Here is a 16,071-nt window from a genome sequence, read left to right as displayed (position 1 = left end):
GGCATCAACAACACCATCAAGGTCATCAAGCGCCGTGCCTACGGGTACCGCGATCAGGAGTACTTCTTCCTGAAGATCCGCGCAGCCTTCCCCGGAATTCAGCGATGAACCCGTTTTTTACGGGGGAAGGCTGGGATGGGGGCCGCGTTCCGCGACAAGCACTTACCCCCACCCGGCGCCTTCGGCACCGACCTCCTCGCGAGCGGAGGAGGTGATTCCGCGCACCCTCTCAGGCGGTCGAGGTGTTCTCGTGCAATGAAGGCTTTTGTCCCCTTCCCCCGTTTTTACGGGGGAAGGCTGGGATGGGGGCCGCGTTCCGCGACAAGCGCTTGCCCCCACCCGGCGGCGCCGGCACCGACCTCCTCGCGAGCGGGGGAGGTGATTCCGCGCACCGCCTCAGGCGGCGACGTGTTCTCGCGCGATGAGGGCTTTTGGCCCCTTCCCCCGTTTTTACGGGGGAAGGCTGGGATGGGGGCCGCGTTCCACGACACGCGCTTACCCCCACCCGGCGCCTCCGGCACCGACCTCCCCGCGTGCGGGGGAGTTGATTGCGGGGGCGTGCGTCCTCGCGCAAGACCTGCGCGACGAACGCCTCAGCCATCGCACCCCAGCGCGCGGAGGGTGCCGCGGGCCTTGGCGCGGGTCTCGTCGAGTTCGCGCGCAGGGTCGGAGTCGGCGACGATGCCGGCGCCGGTGCGGAAGCGCGCGGTGTCGCCTTCGATCTCGGCGCTGCGGATCAGGATGTTGAGATCGAGGTCGCCATCACGGTTCAGCCAGCCCATCGCGCCGGTGTAGGCACCACGGCCCTGCCCTTCGAGCTCGGCGATGATCTGCATGCAGCGGACCTTCGGGCAGCCGGTGATCGTGCCGCCGGGGAACACCGCGGCGATCGTCCGCCCCGGCGTCGCGTCGGAGCGCAGTCGGCCGCGCACATTGCTGACGATGTGGTGCACGTGCGCGTAGCTCTCCACGCACATCAGCTCGTCGACTTCGACGCTGCCGGCCACGCACACGCGCCCCAGGTCGTTGCGCTCCAGGTCCACCAGCATCACATGCTCGGCGCGCTCCTTCGGGTGGCCGACCAGTTCCTGCACGCGGGCCAGGTCGTCGTCGCCGTCGAAGCGGGCGCGGGTGCCTGCGATCGGCCGGGTCTCGACCAGATCACCGCGCACCGAGACCAGACGCTCGGGCGAGGCGCTGGCGACCGCCCAGCCCGCGCCCTGCAGCAGGCCGGCGAATGGCGCGGGGTTGTGCTCGCGCAGGCGGGCGTAAAGCGCGGCAGGATCGAGCGCGCCGGCGAAGGTCGCACACCAGCCGCGCGAGAGGTTGGCCTGGAACACGTCGCCGGCGGCGAGGTAGTCGAGCACGCGGCGCACCCCGTCGCTGAAGCGCGCCGGGGCGTCTTCGTCGAGCGCGAGCGGCGCGCGCCAGGCGGGCAACGGCGCAGGCGCGACCGCCGCCGCCTCGGTCAGGACGTCAAGCAACGCGGCGTGGCCGGGCTCGGCGACCGCGACGACCTCGCCCGTGGCGTGGTCGCGCAGCACCGCGGCCGGACAGCGCCAGGCCATCGCGACCGGCAGATGGCCGACAGCGGCGGGCAGGTCCAGCACCGGTTCGACCTGGGCGGCGAGTTCATAGCCCAAGTACAGCGCCCAGCCGCCGCGGAACGGCCAGCGCGGCTCGTCGCGATCGCTGCGTGCGGCGCGCCACTGGGCATCGAGCAAATCGAGAAATGCGCCCTCGAGGCTGCGACCGTCAGCATCGCGCGTGATGCCATCGGCATCCAGTCGCAGCGATGCGCTGTCGGTCGCCAGCAGCAGGTCCCAGCGCGATTGCGCGGTGCCGTGCGCCACCGACTGCAGCAGCAGTGGATGGCGTGCGGGCGCGGCGCGCTGCAGCGCGAGCAGGTCGGTGTCGGCGGGCAGCGGTCGGGTGATCAGCACGGGGCGGCCGTCGTGAGTGAGCGTCAGGCGTCGAGTTCGGTCCAGCGCAGGTAGGCGGCATCGAGCGCGTCCTGCAGCTGCTGCAGCTGCTGGCCATGCGCGGCGATGCCGGCGGCGTCGCGCTGATAGAACGCCGGCGTGTTCATCTCTTCGGTCATGCGCGCGATGTCCGTCTCCAACTGCTCGATGCGACCGGGCAATTGTTCGAGCTCGCGCTGGTCCTTGTAGCTGAGCTTGCGCTTGGCCGTGACCGGCGCCTCGGTCACGGCCGGCGTCGAAGCGGCGTGCACTGCGCTGGCCGCGGATTTCGCCGCGAGCGTGGTCGCCGGCAGCGCCTCGCCCGGCTGCGGGCGTTGGCGCAGCCAGTCCTCGTACCCGCCGATGTACTCGCCGACGTGACCCTCGCCTTCCATCACCAGCGTCGAGGTGACCACGTTGTCGAGGAAGTCGCGGTCGTGGCTGACCAGCAGCAGCGTGCCGGGATACTCGCCCAGCAGTTCTTCGAGCAGTTCCAGCGTCTCGACGTCGAGGTCGTTGGTCGGTTCGTCCATCACCAGCAGGTTGGACGGCTGCGCGAACAGCTTGGCCAGCAGCAGACGGTTGCGCTCGCCGCCCGAGAGGCGGGTGATCGGCGCACGCGCGCGTTCGGGCGTGAACAGGAAATCCTGCAGATAGCCGATCACGTGCTTGCGGGTGCCGTTGATCTCGACGAAGTCCTGGCCTTCGGCCACGTTCTCCAACGCGTTCCAGTCCTCGCGCAGCGTCGCGCGGTATTGGTCGAAGTACGCGATCTGAAGCTGCGTGCCCGCGCGCACCTCACCGGTCTGCGGCTGCAGCTCGCCCAGCAGCAATTTGAGCAGCGTGGTCTTGCCGGTGCCGTTGGCGCCGATCAGGCCGATGCGATCGCCGCGGAAGATCGTCGTGGAGAAATCGCGGATCAGGACGCGATCGCCGAAGCCGAAGCTGATGTCTTTGAGCTCGACGACCTTCTTGCCGGAATTGCCGGCCGAGGCCGCGGCCATGCGCACGTTCCCGGTGAGATCGCGGCGCTGCGCACGTTCGACGCGCATCGCCTTGAGCCGGCGCACGCGGCCTTCGTCGCGGGTGCGGCGGGCCTTGATGCCCTGTCGGATCCACGCCTCTTCCTGCGCCAGCATCTTGTCGAAACGCGCCTGCTCCTGGGCCTCGGCGTTGAGGCGTTCCTCGCGGCGGCGCACGTAGTTGTCCCAGTCGCCGGGCCAGCTGGTCAGCTTGCCGCGATCGATCTCGATGATGCGCGTGGCCAGCGCACGCAGGAATCGGCGGTCATGGGTGACGAACACGATCGCGCCGGGCCACTGCTTGAGGAAGCCTTCGAGCCAGTCGATCGCGGCGATGTCGAGATGATTGGTCGGCTCGTCGAGCAGCAGGATGTCCGGCGCCGACACCACCGCACGCGCCAGCAGCACGCGGCGCTTCATGCCACCCGACAGCCGGGTGAATGCGGCATCGCCGTCGAGCTGCAGGCGTTCGAGGACCTCGGTCACACGCTGGTCGATGCGCCAGCCGTCGAGGGCGTCGATGCGCGCCTGGACGTCGGCGAGTGCGTCGTAGTCCTCGGCGTGCAGCAGGCGGTGGTACTCGGCCAGCGCCGCGCCCGCCTCGCCCAGGCCGCCCGCCACGACGTCGAAGATGCTGCCGTCGGCGCCCGCGGGCACTTCCTGCTCCAGGCGGGTCACGCGTACGCCCTGCTCGCGGCGGATCTCGCCGTCGTCGGGCTTCAGCTCGCCGTCGATCAGGCGCATCAGGGTGGACTTGCCGGCACCGTTGCGGCCGATCAGCGCCACGCGCTCGCCGCGTTCGATCGAAAATTCCACGCCGTCCAGCAGCAAAGGGCCGCCGACGCTGTAGTCGACGGCATTCAAGGTCATCAAAGGCATCCGCACAGTGTAGCGGTCCGCGCCGCTGACCGGACCGCCATCGCAGTCTCGGACATCGGACGCACCTGAACCCGCGCCCTTAGGGTGATCCCTAGTTGGACCGGCCCCGGAACCGGCGTATCCAGAAAGACACCCCTGATCGCACGTCCGCGTCGCAGCGCGATCGCCCCCCGAAGGAGACGTCGATGAATGCCATTTCCGCCGTCGGTCCGCAGACCGCCCTTCCCGCTTCCGATGCGCCCAGCGGGCGCGCGCTGACCGTCCAGCACGGCGACACCCTGTCCGGCCTGGCCGCGCAGCTCGGGGTGCCGCTCGACACGCTGCTGGCGGCGAACCCTCAGGTGCTGAACCCCGATGTCATCTATCCCGGCGATGCCATCAACGTCCCCGGCGGCACCACGCAGGCCGCCAGCGGCGGCGGTGGCAGCTACACCGTGCAGCCCGGCGACTCGCTGTCGGGCATCGCCTCGGCCAACGGCACGACCGTGCAGGCGCTGCTCGACGCCAACCCGCAGATCCACAACCCCGACCTGATCGTGGTCGGCGACCGGATCCAGCTGCCGGGTCCCAGCGGTGGCGGGACCGGCGGCGACGGTGCCGGCCCGGTCGAGGGCCCGGACCCGACCGCACCGCCCGCGACCGGCGGCGCGGGCGGCGTCACCGCAGCCGAGCTGCAGCAGATCGTGCCGACCCTCAGCGCCGCGAAGGCCGAAGCGGTGGCGCCGCACCTCAATGCCGCGATGGCCGAGGCCAACATCGACACCCCGCAGCGCCAGGCGATGTTCATCGCCCAATTGGCGCACGAGAGCGGCGGCTTCCATTACATGGAAGAGATCGCCAGCGGTGCGGCATACGAAGGCCGCGCGGACCTGGGCAACACCCAGCCGGGCGACGGCGAGCGTTACAAGGGGCGCGGCTACATCCAGGTGACCGGCCGCCACAACTACACCGAGGCCGGGCGCGCCCTCGGCCTGGACCTGGTGAACAACCCCGAGCTCGCCGCGCAGCCGGAGAACGCCGCACGCATCGCCGCCTGGTATTGGGAAAGCCGCGGTATCAACGCCGCCGCCGATGCCGGCAACTTCACCCAGGTCACGCGCCTGATCAATGGCGGCACCAACGGCCTGGCCGACCGCGAGGCCTACTACGCGCGCGCCAGCGCGATCCTGGACTGAGCGGCGCAGCGGAAGGCGTACACGCCGGTCGATCATGCCGTGCCGCATGACCGACCGGCCCCCGGCCCGGGGTCATGGTGCCGCGCGGCGGCCGACGCTGCGCCCTAGGGAATGTCGAAGCCTGCGGGGTCGTTCGGGATCCCGAGCCGCTCGAACAACGCAGGCCCGATCTGCGACACCGCCTCGCCATCGCAGCGGCGCTCGACCGCGTCGCCACCGCCGACCGGCGCGATCGCGACGCCGGCCTTCTCCCAGCCGCGGCCGATGCCGGTAAACAGCGTGTGGACCTGCCCCTGGTGATCGAAGCGCAGGAAGGCGCCGCCACCGCCCGAATACATCAGTGTGCCGCCACGAAACGCCTGCGCCGGCGCGGTGTCGTCGGACGGATAGACCACGGGGGGCGCCGTGCCCTGCGCTGCGCCGCTTCGGTACGTCATGCGCGCGCCGTCGGGCGACCCGCACAACGCATCGACCCCTGCTGCGTGGCGGCAGCCGAATACGACGGTTTCGCCGTCCGGACAGAATGTGACGGCCTCCGGCGCCGGGGCGCCGGTCGTGGCGGGCGGCGCAGCGGAGGTGGCGCGGGCGTCCGATGTCGGCGCAACGCCAGGATCGGCCGTAGCGCCGGGAGACGTCGGTGCACGATCGGCGTCGGTGCACGCGGCGAGCAGCAGCAGCGAGAGCGAGGCAGCGAGCGGTTTCATGGGAACACCAGGCAGCCAGAGACAACGCCAGCCTGCCATGCCCGGTGTCGGCAGGCCGCGACCGCGGTCACGACTGGCGCCACGTCCCCGCGCGATCGCCCGGCGCAACCAGGCCGTCAGGAACTGCACGAGAGCATCGAGCAGCCCGGCTTGCTGCGCGCCCAATCCGGCCGGCGCGCGGCGAAGGCGTCACGCCCCGGCTGATCGTCGTAGGGGCGGCGCAGCACGTCCAGCAGCTCGGCAATGCCTGCCGCATCGCCGCCCTCGGCGCGGTCGATCGCCTGCTGGGTCAGGTAGTTGCGCGGCACGTAGCGCGGGTTGGCCGCGTGCATGCGCGACCGTCGGTTCTCGGCGGGTTCGGCGGTGTCGGCCAGGCGCGTGCCGTAGTCGCGCAACCACGCGGTCAGCCCGTCCTCGACCGCCGCGCGGCGCGCCGGGTCGTAGAACGCCTCGCCGACCGGATCGAGCGACGGCGCGGCGAGGTCGAGATCGGCCAGCCCTCGGAAGAACAGTGTCATGTCGACCTCCCCTTCCTGCAGCAGGCCGTACAGGCGCTGCATCAGCGCGACGTCGCCCTCGCGCGCATCCGGCAGACCGAGCTTGGCGGCGGTGTTGTCGCGATCGGCGGCGCCGTAGGCGGCGGCATAGGCGTCGAGCCCGGCCTGCAGCGGCGCGACCTCACCGAACAGCGGCGCCAGCGCCTGCGCCAGCCGCCCGAGGTTCCAGTGCGCGATCCGCGGCTGCCAACCGAAGCGATAGCGCCGGCCCTGGGCATCGGTGGTATTGGGCGTCCAGTCCGGATCGTAGTCGTCGATCCAGCCATACGGCCCGTAGTCGATCGTCAGGCCCAGGATCGACATGTTGTCGGTGTTCATGACGCCGTGCACGAAGCCCACGCGCATCCAGCCGGCGATCATTGTCGCGGTGCGGGTGCAGACCTCTGCGAACCAGTCGCCGTACCGCGTCTCGCCCTGGCCGGCCAGATGCGGAAAGTCGCGGGCGATCGTGAAGTCGGCCAGGCGCTTGAGCAGCGCAAGGTCGCCGCGCGCGGCCGGCAACTCGAAATGCCCGAAGCGCACGAACGACGGCGCGACCCGGCACACCACCGCGCCCGGCTCGGCGGCCGGATGGCCGTCGTAGAACATGTCGCGCACGACCGCATCGCCGGTGGCGACCAGCGACAGGGCGCGCGTGGTCGGGATGCCCAGGTGATGCATCGCCTCACTGCAGACGAACTCGCGGATCGACGAGCGCAGCACCGCCCGGCCGTCGGCAGTGCGCGAGTACGGCGTGGGCCCGGCGCCCTTGAGCTGCAACTCCCAACGCTGTCCGTCGTCGGCAACGCCCTCGCCCAGGGTGATCGCGCGGCCATCGCCGAGCTGCCCGGCCCAGTGGCCGAACTGATGCCCGCCGTAGTTGCCGGCGAAGGGCATCATCCCCGGTGCGAGCGCGTTGCCGCCGAAGACCTGCGCGAACGCCGGCGAGGCGACGGTCTGGGCATCGAAGCCCAGCGCCTGCGCCATCTCGGCCGAATGCGCGAGCAAGCGCGGCGCAGCGACCGGCGTCGGCAGGACCGGCGACCACAGCGCACCCTCGACCTGGCGCCGCCGGCTGCCGGCCTCGGCATCGCCCGGCAGCTCGCGCACGAAGCAGTTGTCCAGGCGCAGACCATGCGTCAGCGCGACCTGCGGCAGGACCGTCGTGCTCATCGCCCCAGCTCGTAGGGACCGCCGACCTCGAGCGCGCGCCGGTAGGCCGGCCGCGCATGGATCCGCTCGACGAAGTCGCGGATATGCGGACCGACGTACTCGCCCGCGCGCGCCACTGCGGCCTCCAGCGGAAAGCTCATCTGGATGTCGGCCGCGCTGAAGCGCTCGCCGAGCAACCACGGCTGCGCCTGCAGTTCGCGCTCGACATAGCCCAGATGCGTGGCCAGTTGCGGGCCGACAAACGCCTGCATCGTCCGGTCGGCGATGCCGCGCGCGATCGGCCGCACGAAGAACGGCATCGGCGCGCTGCGCAGGCGCGCCATCACCAGGGTCAGCAGCAGCGGCGGCATCGCCGAGCCTTCGGCGTAGTGCAGCCATTGCCGGTAGCGCAGCCGCGCGTCCTCGTCGTCCGGCGCGGGCGAGAGCGTATGCGTGGGGTCGAAGCGCTCGACCAGAGTTTCGACGATCGCCCCCGACTCCACCAGCACGCGGCCGTCGAGCTCGACCACTGGCGACTTGCCCAGCGGATGCACCGCGCGCAGCGCCTCGGGGGCAAGCATGGTGCGGGCGTCGCGCTGATAGCGCACGACCTCGTAGGGTTGCCCCAGCTCCTCGAGCAACCACAGCACGCGCTGGGAGCGGGAGTTGTTCAGGTGGTGGACGCGGATCGTCGCCATCGGGTTCTCTGCGTTCGGCTTGTGGGCGCCATGATGGGCCAGAGCATGACAAGACGCGGAGAATCGGAGCAAAGCGCGCCCCAACGGTCGGCAATCGCTGCACGCAGCGCAGCCACTACAATGGGCCATGCGACTTCTGCTGCTCTCGCTCGGGACCGGGGCGCTTCCCGACTTCATCGCCGACCACGTCGGTCGGCCCGCGTCGACTGTGCGACTGGGCTATCTCGACGACGCCGCGCGTCCCTACGCGGGGCTGCCGTTCGTGGCCGCCGAGCGCGCGCGGATCGTGGCCCAGGGGTACCGGGTGATCGCGCTGACCGCGGGCGACTTCGAGGATCCGGCCGCGTTCGGCGCAACGCTCGAGGGACTCGATGCGCTCTACGTCGCCGGCGGCAATACGTTCGCCCTGCTGGCGGCCTTGCGTCGCCGCAGTGTCGACGCGGCGTTGGTGGCGCAGGTCCAGGCCGGCCTGCCCTATATCGGGGCCAGTGCCGGAGCGATCGTGACCGGTCCCAGTATCGAACCCGCATCGCTGATGGACGACCCGGCCGAGGCGCCGGCGCTGGCCGAGCGTCGGGGACTTGGGCTGGTCGATACCGTCGTGATCCCGCACGCCGACGGTGCCTTGCCGCCGTATCCGCCCGCCCTGATCGCCGAGATCCGCCGCACCTACGGGGCCACATATCCCCTCACGTTCCTCGACGACGACCAAGCCCTGCGGATCGACGATGCAGCGCCGCGCCTGATCGCCTCGCCCTGAGCAGCCGCGGACCGGGCGATCCGGATCGCGCAGGCATCCGCGCCTGGTCGCACCGCGCGTCGGCAGGGCTCCAGGCCGGCTGCTGCCATTGGCTTCGATACGCATTCCGCGATCCCGGGGCCATCGCGGGTTACACTATGCGGTTCCCCCGACCGGCACCGCGCCGGCGCTACGAGAGACCGCACCATGAGCGCCGAGACGCCCATCGCCCCCGCTTCGACCCCCAAGTTCACCGACCTCGCCTTGCCCGAGACGCTGCTGCGCGCGCTGGCCGGCGTGGGCTACGAGTCGCCGTCGCCGATCCAGGCCGCGACCATCCCCCCGCTGCTCGAAGGCCGCGACGTGCTCGGCCAGGCGCAGACCGGCACCGGCAAGACCGCCGCATTCGCGCTGCCGATCCTGGCGCGCATCGACCCGGCCGCCCGCAAGCCGCAGGCGCTGGTGCTCGCCCCCACCCGCGAACTGGCGATCCAGGTCGCCGAGGCGTTCCAGAAGTACGCCGCGCACATGCCCGGCTTCCATGTGCTGCCGATCTACGGCGGTCAGGGCTACGGCCAGCAGCTGTCGGCGCTCAAGCGCGGCGTGCAGGTGATCGTCGGCACGCCCGGCCGCGTGATCGACCACCTCGAGCGCGGCTCGCTCGATCTGTCGGAGCTGCGCGCGCTGGTGCTCGACGAGGCCGACGAGATGCTGCGCATGGGCTTCATCGATGACGTCGAAGCGGTGCTGAAGAAGACGCCGGACACGCGCCAGGTGGCGCTGTTCTCGGCGACGATGCCGACCCAGATCCGGCGCATCGCGCAGACCTATCTGCGCGAGCCGGTCGAGATCGCGATCAAGGCGACCACCACGACCGCCGCCAACATCCGCCAGCGCTACTGGATGGTCAGCGGCACCAACAAGCTCGATGCGCTGACCCGGATCCTGGAAGCCGAACCGTTCGACGCGATGATCATCTTCGCGCGCACCAAGCTGGCGACCGAGGAACTGGCCGAGAAGCTCTCGGCGCGCGGCCTGGCCGCGGCCGCGATCAACGGCGATCTCGACCAGAAGCAGCGCGAGAAGACCATCCAGCAGCTCAAGGATGGCCGTATCGATGTCCTGGTGGCGACCGACGTCGCCGCGCGCGGGCTGGACGTGGAGCGCATCAGCCACGTGCTCAACTACGACATCCCCTACGACACCGAAAGCTACGTGCACCGGATCGGCCGCACCGGCCGCGCCGGGCGCAGCGGCGAGGCGATCCTGTTCGTGGCCCCGCGCGAGCGCGGCATGCTCGGCGCGATCGAGCGCGCGACCCGGCAGAAGATCGAGCAGATGCAACTGCCGACGGTCGAGATCGTCAACGAACGCCGCGTCGACCGCTTCCTGGAGAAGATCACCGGCGCGCTGGAGAGCCCGCAACTGGCGCAGTTCCGCGACCTGGTCGATCGCTACGAGCGCGAGCACAACGTGCCCGCCGCCGAGATCGCCGCGGCCCTGGCCACCCTGGTCCAGGGCGACACGCCGCTGTTGCTCGATCCGCCGCGCAAGCCCGAGAAGCCGTTCGAGCGCGAATTCGTCGAGCGGCCCGGTGGTCGCGAAGCCTCGCGCGCCGCACGCGAGCCGCGGGAGCCCCGCGAGCCTCGTGCGCCGCGCCCCGACCAGGGCCCGCGCGAGCCCGACGTGGGCATGGAGACCTTCCGCATCGAAGTCGGCTACGTGCACGGCGTGCAGCCGGGCAACATCGTCGGTGCGATCGCCAACGAGGCCGACCTGGAAAGCCGCTACATCGGCCGGATCGACATCCGCGACGACTACAGCCTGGTCGACCTGCCCGAAGGCATGCCGCGCGAGCTGCTCGAGCACCTGAAGAAGGTGCGTGTGGCCGGCCAATCGATCCGCATGCGCCGCGCCGAGGAGGCCGATATGGCCGCCGCCCCGCCGCGCAGCGGCAAGCGTCCGTTCGCCGGCAAGCCGCACGGCAAGCCCGGCTTCCGCCCCGGCGGTCCGCGCAAAGGCCCCCGCCGCGACTGACGCTAAAAACCGGGGTCAGAGTCGAATTTCGCCTGACGTGCGCTCGACCCCGGTGTTCCGTAGCGAAATTCGACTCTGACCCCGGTTTTGGATGTGCCTAGAATCGGGGGATGCCCCGCATTCTTGTTTTCCAGCATGTCGCCGCCGAGCCGTTGGGAACGCTCGATCCGCTGATCCGCCGACGCGGACACCGGATCCGCTTCGTCAACTTCGAGCGTGAGCCCGATGCGCAGCCGACGGTCGTTCGCTACCGCGGTCTGATCGTGCTGGGGGGTCCGATGAACGTCGAGGACCGGCACGCACGGGCGCATCTGCTGACCGAGTTGCACGCGATCGAGCGCATGCTCGAACTCGGTCGCCCGGTGCTGGGCATCTGCCTGGGCGCGCAGTTGCTGGCGCACGTGCTCGGTGCGCCGGTGAGGCGCATCGCGCGGCCTGAGATCGGCTGGTATCCGCTGCGCAGCACCGAGGCCGGGCTCGGCGACCCCGTGCTCGCCCCGCTCGGCGCCGGTGCCCCGGTGTTCCAGTGGCATGGTCGGCATTTCGAGATTCCCGGCAGCGCCGTGCACCTGGCGCGCACCGACAGTTGCGATCAGCAGGCCTTCCGCTATGGCGACAACGCCTACGGGTTCCAGTTCCACCTGGAGATGGACGCGCCGCTGATCGAACGCTGGCTCGGCACGCCGGCCTATCGCGACGAGCTCGCCAGCGCCGGCCTGCCGCACGACGCCGATGCGATCCGCGCACTGACCGCGCAGCACATCGCACCGATGCAGGCGCGCGCCGAGGCGGTCTTCAACACCTTCCTCGACCTCGTTGGCCGCCCCGACCGCCGCTTCGTGCTGCCGTCGCGGGAGTTCGGCTGAGCCGGCACATCAGCGTGGCGAGGCCGACCTGCCCGGCGCGCGGGTGGACACGGGTCGCCCCCAAAAGCGCCCCCATCCCAACCTTCCCCCTGTAAGGGGCGCAATGCCCCGCGTGACGGCGGACGGAGCGACGCCGCACTTCGCCGCCGGGGTGAGTCGGCGCGCACAGCGCGTCGGTTGTGGCTGCTGGGTCGCCCTCCAAAAAAAGCGCCCCCATCCCAACCTTCCCCCGCGTCGCGGGGGAAGGGGCAGAGCCGCAGCCCGCACGTTCCGGGGAGGAGGCAGAGCTCCCCCGGGGGGAAGGGTCAGAGCCGCGATCCGTGCGTTCCGGGAAGAGGCAGAGCTACCCCGCGGGGGAAGGGTCAGAGCCGCGACCCGTGCGTTCCGGGGAAGGGGCAGAGCTATCCCGCGCGTCGAGGGGAAGGGGCAGAACCGCAGCCCGTGCGCTCCGGGGAAGGGGCAGCGCTATCCCGCACGTCGCGGAAGGGGCAGAGCCGCAGCCCGTGCGTTCGGGGAGGGCGCAGAGCTGCAGCGCCGCGGGTGACGGGACGCAAGCTTGCCCCTCCCCCGCCTGCGGGGGAGGTCGACGCGCAACGCGCGTCGGGTGGGGGCACGGGCCCGCCGCTTAAAACAACCCGCCGATCTTCGGCAGCGAGACGTCCGGCAGCCGGACATCCGGGCCCAGCACATGCCAGACCTCGGCCAGCGGCGGCCAGCCCAGATACGGCGCCAGCCACCAGTAGGCGGCGACCAGGATCAACACGGTCACCAGCAGACGCAGCACCACGCCGGCCACCTTGAAGGCGAGCCAGATGCCGACGATGACCAGGACGAAGCCGAGCCAGCTCACGCGGCCTCCGCTCCATCGTGCAGCGGGCGCAGCGCGGGATCGAGCGCGACGCGCTCGTCGAAGACGAAGCAGCGGCCGTCGTAGCCGAAGCCGCCCACGCGTTCGAAGTACCCCAGAATGCCGCCGTCGAGTTGCAGCACATTGTCCATGCCGTCGGCACGCATCCACAGTGCCGCCTTCTCGCAACGGATGCCGCCGGTGCAAAAGCTCACGACGGTCGCGTCGCGCAGCCCATCGCGGTGCGGGGCCAGCGCCTCCGGCAGTTCGGTGAAGTTGTCGATCGGCAGGGTCAGCGCGCCGGCGAAGCTGCCGTGGGCGACTTCCTCGCGGTTGCGCGTGTCGAGCAACACCAGCCGGCGACCTGCATCGTCGTGACCCTGCGCGATCCAGCGCGCCAGGTCTTCGGGCGCGACATCGGGCGCACGGGCCGGTGCCGCCAGCGGCATCGCCTCGGGCCTGCGGAAACTGATGATCTCGGGTTTGACCTTGACCTTCAGCCGTGCGAACGGCACCCCCTCGCTGCCGCTGCGCTTGACCTGCAGCGTGGAAAATCGCGGGTCAGCGCGTACTGCTTCGACCAGCGTGTCGATGGCCGCAGCGGCGCCGGCCAGGAACAGGTTGATCCCCTCCGGGGCGACGAGCACCGTGCCGCGCAGTTCGCCGGCTTCGGCCAGCGCACGCAGCCAGTCGGCGACGGCAGCCGGATCGTCGATGGCGGCGAAGTGGTAGGCGGCGAGGTTGTCGATCATGGGCGCAATTGTAGCGGGGCCCGCCCTCGGCCTCCGCGCCGACGCCCTCGCCCGCGGGAACCGGATGGCAGAGCGCAGACGATCAGGCCGCCGAAAACCCAGAGCGCGGCATGAGAGCCGATCTCGGGACCGGGAGGTTCCGCCAGCGACCCGATGCCCCCCACCCCAGCCCTCCCCCGCGATGCGGGGGAGGGAGCGCGCGGTGATTGCGGTACAGCCCGCCCCCGCTTTGCGGGCAGGGAGCCATCCCGGCGCCTTGGTCCAAGCGGTCAGCACAGAACGCCGAACGTGAGGGACGACCTCAGCGCTCGTAGTTCTCCCGCACGAAGCGGTCGAACAGCCGCACACCAAAGGCCGATGCGCCGGCCGGGGTCGTCGGCAGCTCGTTGCCGTCGCGCCAGGCCATGCCGGCGATGTCCAGGTGCGCCCAGGCGCGGCCCGGATCGATCCACTCGCCGATGAAGTGCGCCGCCGTGCCCGAGCCCGGGCGGCCGCCGCCGTTGCGCAGGTCGGCGATCGGCGATTCGAGCAGCTTGCCGTAGCCCGGATGCATCGGCATGCGCCAGACCGGCTCGCCGGCCGCCTGGCCTGCGGCAGTGAGTTGCGCGGCCAGGGCATCGTCGCGGGTGAACAGGCCGGCGTAATCGTTGCCCAGCGCGGTGACGATCGCGCCGGTCAGCGTGGCGATATCGACAATCACGCGCGGGTTGTCCTGGCGCTGGACGTACCACAGCGCATCGACCAGCACCATGCGCCCTTCCGCGTCGGTGCTCATGATTTCGTAGGTCTTGCCGGACGCGGTGCGCACCACGTCGCCGGGGCGCGCGGCGGTGCCCGAGGGCATGTTCTCGGCCAGCGCGGCCACGGCCACGGCGTTGACCTTCGCGTTGCGGCCGGCGAGCGCGAGCACGGCGCCGGTCGCGCTGGCCGCGCCGGTCATGTCGTACTTCATGCGCCACATGTTCTCGCTGCCCTTGATCGAGATGCCGCCGGTGTCGAAGGTGATGCCCTTGCCGACGAACGCGACCGGGGCCTCGCCGCGCGCGCCGCCGTTGTAGCGCACGACCATCAGCCGCGGCGGCCGCGCACTGCCCTGCCCCACGGCCAGCAGGCTGCCCATGCCCAGCTTGTCCATCGCCGGCACGTCGAGCACCTCGATGCTGACGTTCGGTTTGCCGGCGAACGCCTCGCGCGTCCGCGCGACGAACACCTCGGGATACAGCACGTTGGCCGGTTCGGTGACCAGGTCGCGTGCGAACGCCACCCCCTCGGCCACCGCCTTCCAATCGCCGTCCCAGGTGCGCGCGGCATCGGCGCCCGCGGGGCTGCGCACGACCAGCGTGCCGGTCCCGGCCGCCTGGCCGTCGCCCCCGCTGCGGTAGGTGTCGAAGCGGTACTGGCCCAGCGCGGCGCCGAACGCGAGGTGCGCGGCGGCGCCCGATTCGGCGCCTTCCCACAGCACGTCGATCTGCGGCGCACGGCTGCGTGCGGCGAACCGACCGACCTGGCCCCCGACGTCCTCGATCCGGCGCGCATCGGGCGTGCCGGCGCCGGTGCCGATCAGCAACACGCGGTCGTAGCCGGCGATGCCCGGCAGGTCGAGCTGGCTGTCGGCCTTGCCGCTGAAGCCGGCCGCGGCGATGGCCCGGGACAGCGCACCCTGACTGGCGGCGTCGATCTGTGCGAACGCGCCGCTGCGTGCGCCGCCGTCAGCGACTTCCGGAACCGCCAGCACCAGTGTGCCGCCGGCCGGCGTCTGTGCGCTGTCGAAGCGGATGTCGCGCTGCGCAGCGGCAGGCAGGGCAAAGGTGGCGATCAGGCTCGCGAGCAGCAGCGGCTGCAGCGGTCGGGGTCGGCGCATGGAATCTCCGAAGGGCGAAGGGCGGGCCCGCGCGCGCGGGCAACCATCGACCTTAACAATGCCGGCGCGTCTGACGCCGTGCCGATGGTCATGCCTGCCCGACCGCGCTCACGCTTTCGGCGAGCCGTCCTTCGCGAGATGGCGACTGGCCCACATGTTGTCGACGAGGTTGGGATAACGCCGGCCGTTCTCGTCGGCACGCTGCTGCGCTGCGTTCTTCTGCGCCGTGCTCAACCGGGTGCGTGCGGACCGCGGCTTCGGATTCGGCCGCGTCCAGGGTTTGGTCTTGGGCTTGGGCTGCGCGCGGGTCGGCGTACCGGACATGGCGATGCGCTCATCGAATGCGAAGGGTCGCCCGTCCCCGTCCGCCGGCAGCAATGCCGGCCAGGACGACGACGGGACGGTCGCGAGCTTGCAGTGCCTGACGTCGCCCCGGCGTGACGTGGGCTCAGCGCGAGAGCATGTACCCGGGCACCGCCATCAGCCCGATCAGCGCCACGATCGCGGCGACGATCAGTGCCACGCGCAGCGGGTTGGCCCGCATGATGTCGGCGAAGGTCTCGGCGGTCCCGTCGCGCTCGGCCTGCGCCTGGTCGGCACGCGCGCGTGCCTGGCGCTTGGCCTGGTAGTCGGCCATCAGCGCCTTGGCGCGCGGCAGGTCGTCGTTGTCACGCAGCCAGATACCGCCCTGCGAGATCCCGAACGGGCTGGGCCGGGTCTGGTACCAGTCGATGCGGGCCTCGTCGAGGAAGGCGCGCACGTCGGCGGCCTCGTCCTCGGGCACGTAGCGCAGGTTGAGCAGCAGTTTGGCCATGGCGATCGGAGAAAACGGGGACGGCGGC

At 71.0% G+C, this 16,071-nt stretch carries 15 protein-coding genes; 5 read left to right on the top strand and 10 right to left on the bottom strand.

The genetic code is table 11. From position 1 onward, the window contains the following. The coding region (locus ABE487_RS06905; protein ID WP_346448926.1) for a transposase at nucleotides 1–108 on the top strand (108 nt) is incomplete at its 5' end. Nucleotides 109–593: 485 nt separating this feature from the next. Here the strand turns inward: ABE487_RS06905 and ABE487_RS06900 are convergent. Both ABE487_RS06900 and ABE487_RS06895 read right to left on the bottom strand, forming a co-directional pair. Further along, entirely contained in the window at nucleotides 594–1,943 is a 1,350-nt protein-coding gene (locus ABE487_RS06900) for an aminodeoxychorismate synthase component I (RefSeq protein WP_346452506.1), read from the bottom strand. Between the two features lie 23 nt (nucleotides 1,944–1,966). Continuing rightward, on the bottom strand, nucleotides 1,967–3,862 hold the full coding sequence (locus tag ABE487_RS06895) for an ATP-binding cassette domain-containing protein (RefSeq protein WP_346452504.1): 1,896 nt from the start codon (nucleotides 3,860–3,862) through the stop codon (nucleotides 1,967–1,969). A gap of 185 nt (nucleotides 3,863–4,047) precedes the next feature. On the opposite strand from ABE487_RS06895, the gene ABE487_RS06890 reads away from it, so the two are divergent. Continuing rightward, nucleotides 4,048–5,037 carry a LysM peptidoglycan-binding domain-containing protein gene (locus tag ABE487_RS06890; RefSeq protein WP_346452502.1) on the top strand — a complete coding sequence of 330 codons (990 nt, stop codon included), beginning with the start codon at nucleotides 4,048–4,050 and terminating at the stop codon, nucleotides 5,035–5,037. Nucleotides 5,038–5,141: 104 nt separating this feature from the next. On the opposite strand, the gene ABE487_RS06885 is transcribed toward ABE487_RS06890, so the two are convergent. From ABE487_RS06885 to ABE487_RS06875, 3 genes are all read right to left on the bottom strand, one after another. Further along, nucleotides 5,142–5,741 (bottom strand): hypothetical protein, encoded by a 600-nt coding sequence (locus ABE487_RS06885; protein ID WP_346452500.1) that lies wholly within the window; start codon nucleotides 5,739–5,741, stop codon nucleotides 5,142–5,144. Nucleotides 5,742–5,857: 116 nt separating this feature from the next. Continuing rightward, nucleotides 5,858–7,450 (bottom strand): protein adenylyltransferase SelO, encoded by a 1,593-nt coding sequence (locus ABE487_RS06880; RefSeq protein WP_346452498.1) that lies wholly within the window; start codon nucleotides 7,448–7,450, stop codon nucleotides 5,858–5,860. Beyond that, a complete protein-coding gene (locus tag ABE487_RS06875; protein WP_346444641.1) occupies nucleotides 7,447–8,127 on the bottom strand; it encodes a glutathione S-transferase in 681 nt (226 codons plus the stop codon). Before ABE487_RS06875 ends, ABE487_RS06880 begins: the two co-directional genes overlap by 4 nt. A 127-nt stretch (nucleotides 8,128–8,254) precedes the next feature. Between ABE487_RS06875 and ABE487_RS06870 the strand changes: the two genes are divergently transcribed. From ABE487_RS06870 to ABE487_RS06860, 3 genes are all read left to right on the top strand, one after another. Next, complete coding sequence (locus tag ABE487_RS06870; protein ID WP_346444643.1) at nucleotides 8,255–8,887, top strand: Type 1 glutamine amidotransferase-like domain-containing protein; 633 nt, start codon at nucleotides 8,255–8,257, stop codon at nucleotides 8,885–8,887. Between the two features lie 186 nt (nucleotides 8,888–9,073). Then, nucleotides 9,074–10,903 carry a DEAD/DEAH box helicase gene (locus ABE487_RS06865; RefSeq protein ID WP_346447505.1) on the top strand — a complete coding sequence of 610 codons (1,830 nt, stop codon included), beginning with the start codon at nucleotides 9,074–9,076 and terminating at the stop codon, nucleotides 10,901–10,903. Between the two features lie 110 nt (nucleotides 10,904–11,013). Continuing rightward, nucleotides 11,014–11,769, top strand: a complete 756-nt coding sequence (locus ABE487_RS06860; protein ID WP_346452496.1) for a glutamine amidotransferase — start codon at nucleotides 11,014–11,016, stop codon at nucleotides 11,767–11,769. A gap of 625 nt (nucleotides 11,770–12,394) precedes the next feature. On the opposite strand, the gene ABE487_RS06855 is transcribed toward ABE487_RS06860, so the two are convergent. The 5 genes from ABE487_RS06855 to ABE487_RS06835 form a co-directional block, all read right to left on the bottom strand. Then, nucleotides 12,395–12,619 (bottom strand): hypothetical protein, encoded by a 225-nt coding sequence (locus ABE487_RS06855; RefSeq protein ID WP_346444647.1) that lies wholly within the window; start codon nucleotides 12,617–12,619, stop codon nucleotides 12,395–12,397. After that, nucleotides 12,616–13,368, bottom strand: coding sequence for a sulfurtransferase (locus ABE487_RS06850; RefSeq protein WP_346444649.1), 753 nt, complete (start codon nucleotides 13,366–13,368; stop codon nucleotides 12,616–12,618). The genes ABE487_RS06855 and ABE487_RS06850 overlap by 4 nt, the downstream gene beginning before the upstream one ends. 301 nt (nucleotides 13,369–13,669) lie before the next feature. Further along, nucleotides 13,670–15,229 (bottom strand): leucyl aminopeptidase, encoded by a 1,560-nt coding sequence (locus ABE487_RS06845; RefSeq protein WP_346452494.1) that lies wholly within the window; start codon nucleotides 15,227–15,229, stop codon nucleotides 13,670–13,672. A gap of 108 nt (nucleotides 15,230–15,337) precedes the next feature. Next, nucleotides 15,338–15,553 (bottom strand): hypothetical protein, encoded by a 216-nt coding sequence (locus tag ABE487_RS06840; protein WP_346444651.1) that lies wholly within the window; start codon nucleotides 15,551–15,553, stop codon nucleotides 15,338–15,340. Nucleotides 15,554–15,677: 124 nt separating this feature from the next. Continuing rightward, on the bottom strand, nucleotides 15,678–16,043 hold the full coding sequence (locus tag ABE487_RS06835; RefSeq protein WP_346444653.1) for a DUF6164 family protein: 366 nt from the start codon (nucleotides 16,041–16,043) through the stop codon (nucleotides 15,678–15,680). Nucleotides 16,044–16,071: the final 28 nt, after the last annotated feature.

This window comes from Luteimonas sp. TWI596 (assembly GCF_039674105.1).
In the GTDB taxonomy this organism is placed as follows: Bacteria; Pseudomonadota; Gammaproteobacteria; order Xanthomonadales; family Xanthomonadaceae; genus Luteimonas.
Note: the sequence above shows the minus strand (reverse complement) of the source record. Positions and strands in the feature narration are given on the sequence as shown.